Source organism: Treponema sp. R80B11-R83G3, assembly GCF_054786115.1.
The window spans coordinates 69,667-81,856 of record NZ_BDHF01000081.1 but is presented as its reverse complement, the minus strand read 5'-3'; the positions used below and the strand labels follow the sequence as shown (position 1 = coordinate 81,856).

At 45.1% G+C, this 12,190-nt stretch carries 13 protein-coding genes; 11 read left to right on the top strand and 2 right to left on the bottom strand.

Going from position 1 to position 12,190, the window contains the following annotated elements; genetic code table 11:
• The first annotated feature begins 5 nt into the window (after nucleotides 1-5).
• The 10 genes from argC to ACYVRH_RS10235 all read left to right on the top strand — a co-directional run bounded on the left by argC (nucleotide 6) and on the right by ACYVRH_RS10235 (nucleotide 7,029).
• Nucleotides 6-1,121 carry an N-acetyl-gamma-glutamyl-phosphate reductase gene (argC, locus tag ACYVRH_RS10280; protein ID WP_461256817.1) on the top strand — a complete coding sequence of 372 codons (1,116 nt, stop codon included), beginning with the start codon at nucleotides 6-8 and terminating at the stop codon, nucleotides 1,119-1,121.
• 9 nt (nucleotides 1,122-1,130) lie between these two features.
• Nucleotides 1,131-2,372: a bifunctional ornithine acetyltransferase/N-acetylglutamate synthase gene (gene argJ, locus ACYVRH_RS10275; RefSeq protein ID WP_461256816.1), complete on the top strand. Its 1,242-nt coding sequence runs from the start codon at nucleotides 1,131-1,133 to the stop codon at nucleotides 2,370-2,372.
• Entirely contained in the window at nucleotides 2,369-3,244 is an 876-nt protein-coding gene (argB, locus tag ACYVRH_RS10270; RefSeq protein ID WP_461256815.1) for an acetylglutamate kinase, read from the top strand. Before argJ ends, argB begins: the two co-directional genes overlap by 4 nt.
• A gap of 294 nt (nucleotides 3,245-3,538) precedes the next feature.
• Nucleotides 3,539-4,054: a translation initiation factor IF-3 gene (gene infC / locus ACYVRH_RS10265; protein ID WP_461256814.1), complete on the top strand. Its 516-nt coding sequence runs from the start codon at nucleotides 3,539-3,541 to the stop codon at nucleotides 4,052-4,054.
• A 17-nt stretch (nucleotides 4,055-4,071) separates the two neighbouring features.
• Nucleotides 4,072-4,272, top strand: coding sequence for a 50S ribosomal protein L35 (gene rpmI / locus ACYVRH_RS10260; RefSeq protein WP_461256813.1), 201 nt, complete (start codon nucleotides 4,072-4,074; stop codon nucleotides 4,270-4,272).
• A 17-nt stretch (nucleotides 4,273-4,289) separates the two neighbouring features.
• Nucleotides 4,290-4,655, top strand: coding sequence for a 50S ribosomal protein L20 (rplT, locus tag ACYVRH_RS10255; protein WP_461256812.1), 366 nt, complete (start codon nucleotides 4,290-4,292; stop codon nucleotides 4,653-4,655).
• Nucleotides 4,652-5,236: a cell division protein ZapB gene (locus ACYVRH_RS10250; RefSeq protein WP_461256811.1), complete on the top strand. Its 585-nt coding sequence runs from the start codon at nucleotides 4,652-4,654 to the stop codon at nucleotides 5,234-5,236. The genes rplT and ACYVRH_RS10250 overlap by 4 nt, the downstream gene beginning before the upstream one ends.
• An 8-nt stretch (nucleotides 5,237-5,244) precedes the next feature.
• Nucleotides 5,245-5,592, top strand: coding sequence for a cell division protein ZapA (locus ACYVRH_RS10245; RefSeq protein WP_461256810.1), 348 nt, complete (start codon nucleotides 5,245-5,247; stop codon nucleotides 5,590-5,592).
• The gene (locus tag ACYVRH_RS10240; protein WP_461256841.1) at nucleotides 5,576-6,562 is read left to right on the top strand and encodes a type I phosphomannose isomerase catalytic subunit; all 987 of its coding nucleotides are present in this window, start codon (nucleotides 5,576-5,578) and stop codon (nucleotides 6,560-6,562) included. The genes ACYVRH_RS10245 and ACYVRH_RS10240 overlap by 17 nt, the downstream gene beginning before the upstream one ends.
• Nucleotides 6,559-7,029 (top strand): DUF188 domain-containing protein, encoded by a 471-nt coding sequence (locus ACYVRH_RS10235; RefSeq protein WP_461256809.1) that lies wholly within the window; start codon nucleotides 6,559-6,561, stop codon nucleotides 7,027-7,029. Before ACYVRH_RS10240 ends, ACYVRH_RS10235 begins: the two co-directional genes overlap by 4 nt.
• Here ACYVRH_RS10235 and ACYVRH_RS10230 read toward each other — a convergent pair.
• Nucleotides 6,989-8,242, bottom strand: a complete 1,254-nt coding sequence (locus tag ACYVRH_RS10230) for an HD domain-containing phosphohydrolase (RefSeq protein ID WP_461256808.1) — start codon at nucleotides 8,240-8,242, stop codon at nucleotides 6,989-6,991. The genes ACYVRH_RS10235 and ACYVRH_RS10230 overlap by 41 nt on opposite strands.
• Nucleotides 8,243-8,331: 89 nt before the next feature.
• Between ACYVRH_RS10230 and ACYVRH_RS10225 the strand changes: the two genes are divergently transcribed.
• Nucleotides 8,332-8,913 carry a DUF6657 family protein gene (locus ACYVRH_RS10225; RefSeq protein WP_461256807.1) on the top strand — a complete coding sequence of 194 codons (582 nt, stop codon included), beginning with the start codon at nucleotides 8,332-8,334 and terminating at the stop codon, nucleotides 8,911-8,913.
• A 367-nt stretch (nucleotides 8,914-9,280) separates the two neighbouring features.
• Here ACYVRH_RS10225 and ACYVRH_RS10220 read toward each other — a convergent pair whose 3' ends face one another.
• A complete protein-coding gene (locus ACYVRH_RS10220; RefSeq protein ID WP_461256806.1) occupies nucleotides 9,281-12,115 on the bottom strand; it encodes an OmpA family protein in 2,835 nt (944 codons plus the stop codon).
• Nucleotides 12,116-12,190: the final 75 nt, after the last annotated feature.

The following is a 12,190-nucleotide window of genomic DNA, read 5'->3' as shown; positions in this document are numbered from 1 at the left end:
AACTTATGATAGCAGGTATAATCGGCGCTACGGGCTATGCTGGGGCCGAGTTGGTAAGACTCCTTTCAAGGCATCCTAAAGTTGAAAAATTGGCGCTTTCATCGGTAAGTTATGAAGGTGAGAATATCGATAAAATCTACCCAAATTTTTTGGGTAAGGTTTCGCTTCCCCTTTTAAAAGCCGATGAAGTTATCGCATCTTCCGATGTGGTTTTTTCCGCCCTTCCCCACGCGGTAGGGGAACCTTTTGCCACAGCCTGCATGGAACGCAGGATACACTATATCGATCTTTCAGCCGATTTCCGTTTTGATGAGAGCGAAGAAGTATACAGGGCATGGTACGGAAAAAATTATAGGTATCCCGAATTGCATAAAAAGTCTATTTATGGCCTGCCTGAGCTTAACCGTAAAAAGATCAAAGAACTTGCCGCGCAAGGCTCTGTTGTGATTGGAAATCCCGGATGTTATCCCACTGGCGGATCGCTAGGCGCGTTTCCGGCTTTGGCAAAAGGAATGAACCGCGTTGAAATGCCGGTTATTATTGACTCCGTAAGCGGCGTAACGGGCGGCGGCAGGGAACCGTCGCGGTCATTTCATTACGCGGAATGCGCGGATTCCATCTCCGCGTACAAGGTCTCCGCCCACAGACATTCGCCTGAAATTGAGCGTAATCTTGCGCTAATGTCTGCGGTAGGGAACAATCCCGCGCCGAGAATAATTTTTACGCCCCGTCTCGCGCCCGTAAACAGGGGGATACTCAGCCTCATTTACATTCCGCTTTCAGAACAGTGGTGCGTAAAGCCTAATAAAACCTATATGCCGCCTTCAAATGAGATTGAATTAAAAACGGCTGAAATCCGCGAAATTTATACTGATTTTTATAAAGATGAACCGTTTATTCGTGTGCTTCCGTCAGGCCTCTTTGCAGCCACCAACAGAGTGCGAATGTCTAATTACTGCGACATTTCCGTTCATGTTGACATTAATGGTTCCACATTGATAGTAACTGCAGCAATTGATAACATGGTTAAAGGCGCCGCCGGTCAGGCTATTCAAAATATGAACATCTTATTTGGTTTTGACGAAAAAGCCGGTCTTGACGCGATACCGATTATTTTTTAGGAATTGAAAATGAAAGAAGTGGCAGGCGGAGTTTGCGCCCCAAAGGGTTTTTCAGCCGGCGGCATTAGGTGCGGCATAAAGGCAGGTTCGCAGAAAAAAGATTTGGCTGTTATTTATTCCGAAAAAAACTGCAATGCGGCGGCGATGTTTACAACTAACAAGGTAAAAGCCGCAAGCGTCCAAGTTAGTCAGGAAAATATCGCCGGCGGCAAATTACGCGCCATTATTGCCAATTCAGGCAACGCTAACGCCTGTACCGGAGAGGAAGGGATGTCAGCCGCAAAACGCATGGCTCAGCTTGCCGCAGATACGCTGGGCATTTCCGCCGGCGAAGTCGCGGTCGCTTCCACAGGCGTTATCGGCGTACCGTTGCCGATTGAAGTAATAGAAAAAAATATTAACGCCATTAAAGCCAATCTGCGCTCCGATGAAAAGGGAAACGCGGACGCTCTTGAAGCAATTATGACGACCGATACGCGCAAAAAGGAAATTGCCGTGGAGACTGAAATTGGCGGGGAGCTTGTTCGTATCGGGGCGATTACAAAAGGCTCAGGGATGATTCATCCCAATATGGCGACAATGCTTGCCTTTATCACAACTGACGCGGATGTGGAAAAATCCGCTCTTGATTCGGCTCTGCGCCTCGCCGTAAAACGCTCCTTTAACCGCCTGACTGTAGACGGCGACACTTCCACCAACGACATGGTTCTCATAATGGCAAACGGCGAGGCGGGAAACGCGCCCGTCAATTCTTCAAACAAGTGCCCGCACTGCACGGCGGATTACAACGCTTTTTATTCCGCTCTTGAATATGTGTGCGTCGCGCTTGCCCGCAAAATGGCTCGTGACGGGGAAGGCGCGACAAAACTTGTTACGGTAACCGTAACAAACGCAAAAGATGAAGATACTGCGGAAGCGCTGGCAAAGTCCGTAGCTTCTTCCAGTCTTGTAAAAGCCGCCTGCTTCGGCGCGGACGCGAATTGGGGGCGCGTTTTATGCGCCCTTGGGTACGCCGGAGTTGATTTTACCCCTGAGGAAACCGACGTAAGTTTTAAGAGCGCGTCGGGAGAGATTTTAGTTTGCAAGATAGGTCAAACAGTTAACTTCAATGAAGAAAAAGCAAAGAAAATTCTGTCTGAAGAAGAGATTGAAATATTAGTCTGTTTAAAAGAAGGGAGCGGAACCGCGTCTGTCTGGGGATGCGATCTTACTTACGATTATGTAAAAATTAACGGAGATTACCGGTCGTGAATACAATTTCAAATAACGACAGGGCGGGCGTGCTTGTTCACGCGCTGCCGTATATTCAAAGTTTTCAGGGTAAAACAATTGTTGTTAAATACGGCGGAAACGCCATGCTCAACGATGACTTAAAAAGGGCGGTCATAGAAGACGTGATCCTCATGTCATGCGTCGGTATAAGAACAGTCCTTGTTCATGGCGGCGGGCCGGAAATAGAGGCAATGTTAAAAAAGACGGGCAAGGAAAGCCGTTTTATTAACGGGCTGAGGTACACCGATGAAGAAACAATGGACATAGTGCAAATGGTTCTCTGTGGGAAAGTCAATAAAGAAATTACCGCCCTTATTCAAAAAACAGGCGGCAAAGCAATCGGCTTATGCGGAATTGACGGAGGCCTTTTAAAAGCCAGCCGCATGAAAAACGAAGACTTAGGCCTTGTCGGTGAAATTGACAAGGTGGACATATCAATCTTAAACACCGTTTTGGACGCCGAAGCTATACCTGTAATTTCTTCCGTAGCTTATGGGACAGGCAAAGACGAAGGAAAGGCGCTCAATATTAACGCCGATATTGCCGCCGCCAAAATAGCCGCCGCCCTTGGAGCGGAAAAATTAGTCCTTATGACCGATGTCCGGGGCATCCTCCGCGACGTAAAAGACGAAAGCACCCTTGTAAAATCCATTAAAAGGCCGCAGTTGGACGCCCTAAAAGAAGAAGGCATTCTAACAAAAGGAATGATCCCCAAAACTGACTGCTGCGCCATGGCATTGGACGGCGGCGTAAAAAAGGCGCATATTATTGACGGTCGATTGCCCCACGCCATACTAATTGAGCTATTTACCGACGAAGGCATCGGAACAGAGATAATCGGCAATATTTAGCCTAATAGTACACTATAAATCAAGAAGATTTCTCACAAAGGACACAAAGAAAGAGAAGATCACAAAGAGGGGAAAGGGGATTCTTGTCCTAAGGATTAACGTGGGCTTCACGATAAGATAACGGACAAAAACCCCTGATCCCCCTTTGTGTTCTTTGTACCTTTGTGATCTTTGTGAGAAATTTTTCGGTTTAATTTTCGGTATAATTTAAAATAATGCTCGCTATAGCCCACTAGACAAAAAATGTAAAAATTTGCTAATCTAGTGTAAGAAAGTGAAAACTAAGGAGGCCAGTTGGCTGAGAAAGATTTACGTGTAAACGAGCAGATTCGTTCCAGGGAAGTCCGTCTAATCCGGGATGACGGAGAGCAGGGAATAATGTCTGTTTCGCAAGCATTGGAAATTGCCAAAGAAGCGGGTCTTGACCTTGTGGAAGTCGCGCCCAATGCGGTGCCGCCAGTTGTCAAGATTTTAGATTACGGTAAGTTCAGGTTTGAGAACGAAAAGAGGCTGAGGGATTCCAAAAAAAAGCAGAAACTTTTAAAGCTTAAAGAAATCAGGATGCAGCCTAAGATCGACGATCATGATCTTGACTTTAAATCTAAGCATATAAAGGAATTCTTATCCGAAGGCAATAAGGTAAAAGTTACGATTCGTTTCCGAGGCCGTGAACTTGCCCACACTGAACTTGGTTTTGACGTTATGAAGGACGTTCTTTCCCGTATTGAGGGAGAATATGTAATGGACAAACCGCCCGCGATGGAAGGGCGTTTTATGTCTATGGTACTGAGTCCTAAAGGCAAGAAATAAATTTTGAGAGGTGGCTTATGCCAAAAATGAAAACAAAAAAAAGCGCGGCAAAGCGTTATTCATTTACCGGGACCGGTAAGGTGAAGTATAAAAAACAGAATCTGCGCCATATCCTGACCAAGAAGTCGTCAAAACGCAAGCGTGGCTTGCGTCATGCCGGAGTTTTGTCCGATGACAATGTGCCGGTAATCAGAAAAAAGCTTCTGCCATACGGCTGAGCGTTAAGAGGTAAATTATGTCAAGAGCAGTTGACGGTTCAAAAAGAAAAAACCATCGGAAGAAAATATTAAAACAGGCTAAAGGTTATTGGGGAAGGAGAAGCACCAATTTTAAAACCGCGAAAGACGCGGTAGCCATAGCGTTAACTTACGCGTACCGCGACAGGAAAGACAGGAAAGCTCAATTCCGCAGACTGTGGATTGTAAGAATTAACGCGGCTTGCAGGGAAAACGGGCTTTCCTATTCACGGCTTATCGCAGGCCTTAATAAAGCTGGCGTTATTATCGACAGGAAAGCGCTTGCATGGCTCGCTTCTGAAGACGCGGCGGCGTTCAAGGCTGTCGCTGAAAAAGCCAAAGCGGCGCTTGGAGAGAAAAAATGATCAGTCTTGAGCAGGTCCAGCTTCTGGAAACAAAAGTCGCTAAAGCGATTGAGTACGTACAGCGGGTAAATTCGGAAAATGCCGCCCTCTTGTCCGAGAGGGCGGGTTTACAGCAGAAATTAGACGCGAATCAAAAACGCCTTGATGAGTTGGAACTGCTTGTTATGCGCTTTAAGGAAGATCAGGGGCGTATTGAAGACGGCATAGTCGCCGCGTTGGACAGGCTAAGCCAGTTTGAAGAAGCGTTTGAAAAAAGCCTGAAGGAAAAAACGACGACAAAAAAGGCTCAGGCTAAAAAAGAGAAAACTACCGATACGGAGCCAAAAGAAGCCGAATCAGATTCAAAAGAGTTTTTTGAGATTTCCGCGAAAGAGGCCAAGAAAAACGCCGAGCTTTCGTCTGCTGTAAAGGAAACTAGTGTTCAGAAGGATAAAAGTACTCCTAAGGATAGCGGTACTCCTAAAAATAACAGCGAACCTGCGGATAACGATTCAGCGGATAACGATTCAGCGGATAGCGATCCGGCGGATACTGATCCGGCGGATAGCGATTCGGCGGATAAAGAACTGGACATTTTTTAGGGAAATTAATGGCCAATGATATACGTTTGGATATTCTTGGAACTTCATTTACAATAACCGCCGATGAGGACGAGGAATATCTTAATAAAGTACTGTCCCAGTACAGCACGGCTGTAAAAAATACGCAAAGCATATCAGGAATTAAAGAGCCTCTTAATATCGCCATTTTAACGGGTTTTATTTTATGTGATGAATTTAACAAGGTAAAACAACGGCTGGATGACGAGATACGCGCCAGGGGAGAATTAAAAAACGAAGATAATTGGGAAAATCAGGAAGTTGAAGACCGTACTCTTCGTCTTATAACAAAACTTGATCAGGCGTTAAGCCTGTTTGGCGATGATAAAAATACATAAACTTCAAAATAAAATAAAACATTATGAATGGGGTTCTACGCGAATACTTCCCGAATTTTTAGGATTGGCGGAGAATGGGAATAATGATTTAAAGAAGCCCTATGCGGAAATGTGGCTGGGTACGCACCCGCTTGCTCCGTCTGTGGCGCAGGTAAACGGAAACAGCGTAAACCTTAAAGAGATTTCCGGGGAGCTTCCGTTTTTATTAAAACTGATTGCCGTGGAAAAGCCGCTTTCAATTCAGGTTCACCCGAACAAGGAACAGGCGCGCCAGGGTTTTAAGCGTGAGAATGAAATGGGGCTTGATATGGATTCTCCTGTAAGAAATTACAAAGATGAAAACGGCAAAAACGAAATAATCTGCGCCATTACCCCTTTTACCCTAATGGCGGGATTTAAAGAGCCAAAAGAAATATACGCTTCCTTGGGCGCGGTTTCAGACGATAAAACGGATCTGATTAAAAAATTAAACTCTCTTTATCCGCAAGACCCGGGCGTTTTTTCGCCCCTTTACCTCAACCTTATTACATTACAGCCGGGACAGGGGCTTTTTATTCCGTGCGGCGTGCCTCACGCGTATATCAACGGTTTTGGCGTGGAATTGATGGCCAATTCCGACAATGTAATCCGGGGCGGTCTTACGCCCAAACATAAAGATATTGGCGAGTTAAAAAAAATAATGCCTCTTGTCCCATTTGTTCCGCAAGTTATTACTCCTTCCCGCGATACTCAAGTTTGCTATCCGCTGCCGGGCGAAAACTTTTCTCTTTTTTACATTCACGGCCACGGCAGCGCGTCTTTTAATGAAAGCGGCGTTGGAGTCTTCATTGTAACGGAAGGCGAATTGGAAATAGAAAACCAGTTTTTTAAAAAAGGCGAATCTTTTTATTTTTCCGCTGATAACGATTCCCCTCTTTTACTAAAAGGGAATTTTTCCCTGTTTGCCGCGTGTATAACGGGAGCGGAATGAAAATACTTGTAGATGCCGATTCCTGTCCAAAACCTGTACGAGAGCTTATGCTCAGAAGAGCTAAAAAACTTAAACTTAGAATTGTCTTTGCCGCTAACCGTCAGATTCCCGGGGCAAATGGGACGGAGATGGAGATTTGCCCCATTGAGGAAAACTCCGCCGATGACCGTATAGTTGAGCTGTCTGTAAAAGGCGATCTCGTAATAACGCGGGATGTACCCCTAGCAAAGAGGCTCGTGGAAAAGTCAGTATCCGTAATTGACGACCGAGGGAGGGTATTCACGGCGGACAATATTAACGAACTCCTTTCCATCCGCAACTTTAAAGTCGGTCTTGCGGATAACGGGCTTGAAACGGAGAGAACGGCAAATTACGGGAAAAAAGAACTTAAAACATTTGCCGACTCGCTGGACAGGACATTAACGGCTATGCTGCGTCTTCGGGATACCGATTCTGAGTCTGTTTGATATTTGGAAGTATTTCAAAGAAAATATCAATTAACTCCGGATCAAATTTTGAGCCTGCGAGTTTTCGCATTTCGTCAAGCACTTCATTTTCGCTCCACGGCTCTTTGTATACCCGTTTTGAACATAGTGCGTCAAATACGTCTGCAATTGCGACAATCCTGCCCCCTAGGGGAATTTCTTCGCCCTTTCTTCCCAGCGGTTTTCCTTCGTCATTTGTTTTTTCCGCTTTGCCCGTGAGGGGGTCAATCCAGCCCGGGTAACCTGTGCCGTCCCAATTTTCATGGTGGGTCAGCGCTATATCTCTTGCAAGTATGTCAACAGGTGAGCTTGTGTCACGAAAAAGGCTTGCGCCGTAAATGGTATGGTTCTGCATAATCTGATATTCTTCCGGCGTAAAACGGGCTGGTTTTTTAAGAATCACATCCGAAATCGCCACCTTGCCTACGTCGTGAAGCATAGAGCTTATCTTTAACGAATCCCTGAATTTATCTTTTTCTTCAACCGGAATCTTATGATGAAAAGCCCATCTGTCATAGATTTCTATCGCGTAACCGGCAACGCGGTTTACATGGGTGCCTGTTTCCTTTGGGTCGCGTAATTCCGCCATTTTAATCATACGCAGGATCATCGCCCTTGTAAGGTACGCCCTTTGAAGAACCATAGTGGCGTTTGCCGCGAAATGCATAAGGATAACTTCATCATCCGTGGAAAACGGAATAATATTTCCGTTCTCATCTTTGGCGTTGATAACCTGAATAACGCCCATCAGCTTTTTGTCCGTGGCGACCAGAGGAATGGTCAGAGTGGAGACTGTTTTGTATCCTGTAATTATGTCAAAGTCTGAAAGAAATTTATACGGCATTTCAGGTGGAATGTTGTACATATCGGGAATATTAATCAATGTTTTTTTAAGGGCGCAATAACCTGAAATGGATTTTTCATTGATCTTGACTGAAAATATTTTATAGATCATTTTTTGTCCGGGCGGCATATTTCTTTGAATAGTGTCATTTTGTGAATATTTTATCGATAATTTCTCAGTTACTTCCTCATTGTCTTCATCAGGAACTGTAATATAAATTGATCCGGCATCGGCATGGACAACTTTTCTTGATTCAAAAAGTATCCTTTCCAGTAACAGTTCATAATCCTGTATCTGATTTAATTCTGAGTCCAGACGAATAATGTTCTTAAATTCAGTTTCATAACTCATATCCCCTCCAAAAGCAATCCTAAGGACGGCAACCCCCTTGTGTAAACTTCCATATAATAATATTTTATTATATAGAGGATATTTATTCAATGGGAGTTATAAAGACGGCTCTGGAAATAGCCATGGAAAAAACCGAAAAAGTTAAAAGCGACAAGTCGGGTATTGAGCAGTTTGAAGTTAAAAAACGCGGTAAAAAACTTGCCAATGCTTTTCTTGAGGGGGAAACGGATTTGGCAGGGGAGATAAAAAAAACGCCCGCGCAGGACAGGGAAAGCTTAAAACAGGGGATTTTTGACGTTCTTGTCGCTCAAATTGCCCTGCCTGCCGCCAAAGAGGATGAAAAAAAGATAGAAAAGCTGGGTAAAGGGCTTTCCGCCGTGATAAACAAGAGCGAATTTAACGAAATGTACAGGCAATTGACCATGCTCTTTGCCCAATACATTAAAGAAGCTTCCCAATACGAACAGATGATTAACCAGCAGTACGCTCCAAAGCTTCGCCAGAAGGAAGAAGAATTATCACGCAGATTAGGCAGGGAAGTCCGTATCGATCCCTTCCAGGATCCGGAATTTGTCGCTTTTTACAACCAGCATATTAACGCTTTAAAAGCCAATTATGAGCCTGTAGTGGCGCAAGCCAGGGAAGAAGCAAAACGGATGTTTAGCGCGTAAATTTTTGTGGACATATTTTTAATCTGTTATTATAATGTTTTATTAATAAGCTAATTCCAAGGGGAGGATATTATGGCTGAGCATATAATGCACAAAAAAGAGGCGAAAAAAGCGCCTCAAAAGTCGCTTAAAGAAAAACGCGAACAAAAGAAAGAAAAGAAAAAAAACAAGGGCAGCGAATAGGGATTTGTTCGAAAAGTCTCACACTAAGATCACAAAGGTACAAAGATCACAAAGGAAGATCAAAGGTTTTTGTCTGTTATCTTATCGTGTGGCTCAAGCATAGATAACGGACAAAAACATTGCTCACTGCTCATTGGTTTTCACTTCCCATTTGTGTTCTTTATGTGAACTCCTCTTAAAATATTTATTTAATCAAATAAAACTCCACTCTGCGGTTTTTCCACCAGTTGTCGCGGTCTTCAAAGGGGGCGATTGTTTTGGAGGAGCCTGCGCCGGTGGCGGTTAACCTGCTTCGCAGGACGCCGTTGCGTACCAATTGATCTACAATTGCCCTTGCCCTCAATTCGCTGATGCGTCTTAGAGCAGGCTCTTCACTGTCGCGCGCGGGGCCAATGGGTTGCGTGGGATTGGCGTGGCCTTCTACCTGTACCTTGTAATCGCGGAATTGGTTGAGTATCTGCGCGATGCGCTTTATTATGCGCATATTATTGTCAACAACGTCTTTGGGCAGATTTTCAAAGTCCGCGAAATTCGGCCTGAACTGGATTGAGGGGATTTGCATCCTCAGCCTGTCTCCTTCTCGGATAACAAGCACGTCAATACCGATTTTGCCTTCCGTTGAACTGGAGTTTCCAAGAGCGTCGGTCGCGGTATATGTGTAAGGATAGTACATCGCGGACTGAACAAGTTCGCCCTTATCGCTCTTGCCATCCCAAATAATTCTATTGGACGGACTGCCGATGCCTTCAATCTTGCGGAAAACTTGAGTTGTGCCGCTCTCGACCGGAGTGCGTATTTCAAAAGACCATACCGCTATGGGAGATAAGTCTTTCGCTGTAAGACTGATAAACAGTTCGTCATTTTCACCGTCGTTATCGGGACTGAAATATTCGGGCGTGGTTGCGACTGTAAGAGCCGGTCCCGTAACGTCCACTAATACGGGAGAAGCCGACGTTTTTACTATTTTGCCACTTGTATAATTTACCGTAAGCTCCGCCGTGTAAAAACCTTCGCGTATTTGCCCCTGCTCATCAAGGCCGTTCCAGCCCTGAACTGCGGGAACAGGAGAGCTACCTGAGAACGCGCGCCGCACGGTTCCCGTCTCGTCTTTTAATTCCAGTTTCCAGTTGTTAACGCCGTCGTTTATCGAAAGGCGGTTGGTAAAGTTGACCATGTTGGCGGTTTGATTTTTCGTAGGCGCTATCGCTGAAACGGAAGTTGTTAAAAACGCTTCCGCTTCTCTTGAATCAAGAATGATATTTGTCAATTCCGCGCTTGCGGAATTTTGCGCCTTGTCAGTCGTGCCGATGCGGAAAATATACACTCCGTCAGGCGCGATTTGGCCGGAATCGGTTTTACCGTCCCAAACTACGGGTTTTGGCTCTCCGCTTTGAGTTTCAAACGCCCTAATTTTCTGTCCTGTGGGATTGTAAATCGCGCTTTCCCACGCGTCTTCCGCCGAACCTTTAGGAGTAATTGTAACAGTTCTGTTTCCGCTCTGAGCGCCGCCTGAGGAATCCTTTGGATCAAAAATTCTTTGCGCGTCTGGAATCGGGTTTATCGTTATTACGGGAAGCTTGTTTTTAATTACGGCTTCGTAAACGGGAGTAACCGCCTTGTTGCCCAAATTGTCAGTGGCGGTAATTGTAAAAGTATACTTGCCGTCTACGGGCGCTTCTCCCGTACTGCGAATTCCGTCCCAGATAATCGCCGGCGGAATGTCAATTTGCTTTTTAGACGTGAATAACCGTTTAAAAAATTCCTTCATGTTGAAACGTTCAAAACGCTGTTCCTTGTTTTCAATAACGCGGACGACATTGCCCTCTTCGTCCTTTATTTCCACTGACCATGACGCCACATAACTTTGATCCGTTATTCTTAAAGGAATTTCAAGTAAATCGGCTTTACCGTCGTGGTTAGGTGAAAAATATGCGGTTTCAGGATATTTTATATTTATTACAGGCGGTTTTTTGTCCGCAACTCCGGCAAACCAGCTTACTCCGCCGCCAACCGCAGTAACGCCTTCGTATAACGGTTTAAAGGCCGTGCTTATTAACAGGTCTCCGTCAGAAGGAAGCCGTCCGCCGACAATCCAATCTCCTGTGGAAGGCAGCCTTATATTTACGCAAAGTCCGATTGAAGGAATCGCCGGGAATGACACAATTTCATCCGCTAATTCCTGCACGTTAAGCCCGCTGCCTCCAGGCCATGACACGTTGAGGGTGATTAATTCCGCTATTGTCATTTTTATTCCGGCTTTCCAAATTACGTTAATATATGAAGGAAGAGGATAGAAAAGAGATGGGAAGGCGATATCGGTGGCAAAGCCTAAAACAAAGGGATCCTCTTTATTATTTTTTCCTTCTATGTGGATAAGGTCGAATGAAACGCCGCCGATGGCGGTAAGCCATGTTGGAAAATAACTTAATCCAAGGCCTCGCAGGACTACGCCTACCGTGAAATTTTTCAAAAAGCTAAGGTTACCCGTATTGTATCTAAACCCAAGATCTCCTGAGATTGTCCCTGCCACGCCAGCGCCGAAGTTTAATCCAAGCCCAAGAGACATTCCCGGATATAATTCTTTTGCGGCGAACAGGTTGCCTCCAAAAGTCGGGTTTATGGGGAAATATAAAAATTGATCTTCCTTAAAACCGCCTATGTATCTTATGGAACCGCCGAAGACCCCGGCTTTTGTCGGGAATAACGCGCCTACGGAAATTGACTGCATATACCCGCTGTCATTTGGTTCTTCGCCCGGCAACAGTTTCGGAATTGCCAAATAGCTTGCGTCAAAAACCATTCTGTCGGCATCCCCGCTCTGGGCAGGATTAAAGGCGCTTACGGGCGCCCCGCCTTGAGTAGTGGTAAAACCGTTGGCGGAAACAGCCGCGCTAAAAAGATCAGGAACCGCGTCGGCTCCGCCGGGAGAGCGTGCGGGATCGGCATAAAGTCCCGCTGAAAGCAAGAACAAGGCTGCAAGAAACACAGCCGCTTTTCTGATCGTTATTTGTCCCCTCATATTTACCTCACTTTATCAATATATAGAAAAAATACTATTAATTTAGTATAGTTTCAATATGATTAACCTTTTTAA

What these genes read in the sequence shown, in the direction of transcription:
- ACYVRH_RS10225 (WP_461256807.1), top strand. Translation starts at nt 8,332, where the DNA reads ATGGGAGTTATAAAGACGGCTCTGGAAATAGCCATGGAAAAAACCGAA.
- ACYVRH_RS10220 (WP_461256806.1), bottom strand. Translation starts at nt 12,115, where the DNA reads ATGAGGGGACAAATAACGATCAGAAAAGCGGCTGTGTTTCTTGCAGCC.
- argC (WP_461256817.1), top strand. Translation starts at nt 6, where the DNA reads ATGATAGCAGGTATAATCGGCGCTACGGGCTATGCTGGGGCCGAGTTG.
- ACYVRH_RS10245 (WP_461256810.1), top strand. Translation starts at nt 5,245, where the DNA reads ATGGCCAATGATATACGTTTGGATATTCTTGGAACTTCATTTACAATA.
- rpmI (WP_461256813.1), top strand. Translation starts at nt 4,072, where the DNA reads ATGCCAAAAATGAAAACAAAAAAAAGCGCGGCAAAGCGTTATTCATTT.
- ACYVRH_RS10235 (WP_461256809.1), top strand. Translation starts at nt 6,559, where the DNA reads ATGAAAATACTTGTAGATGCCGATTCCTGTCCAAAACCTGTACGAGAG.
- rplT (WP_461256812.1), top strand. Translation starts at nt 4,290, where the DNA reads ATGTCAAGAGCAGTTGACGGTTCAAAAAGAAAAAACCATCGGAAGAAA.
- ACYVRH_RS10250 (WP_461256811.1), top strand. Translation starts at nt 4,652, where the DNA reads ATGATCAGTCTTGAGCAGGTCCAGCTTCTGGAAACAAAAGTCGCTAAA.
- ACYVRH_RS10240 (WP_461256841.1), top strand. Translation starts at nt 5,576, where the DNA reads ATGATAAAAATACATAAACTTCAAAATAAAATAAAACATTATGAATGG.
- ACYVRH_RS10230 (WP_461256808.1), bottom strand. Translation starts at nt 8,242, where the DNA reads ATGAGTTATGAAACTGAATTTAAGAACATTATTCGTCTGGACTCAGAA.
- argJ (WP_461256816.1), top strand. Translation starts at nt 1,131, where the DNA reads ATGAAAGAAGTGGCAGGCGGAGTTTGCGCCCCAAAGGGTTTTTCAGCC.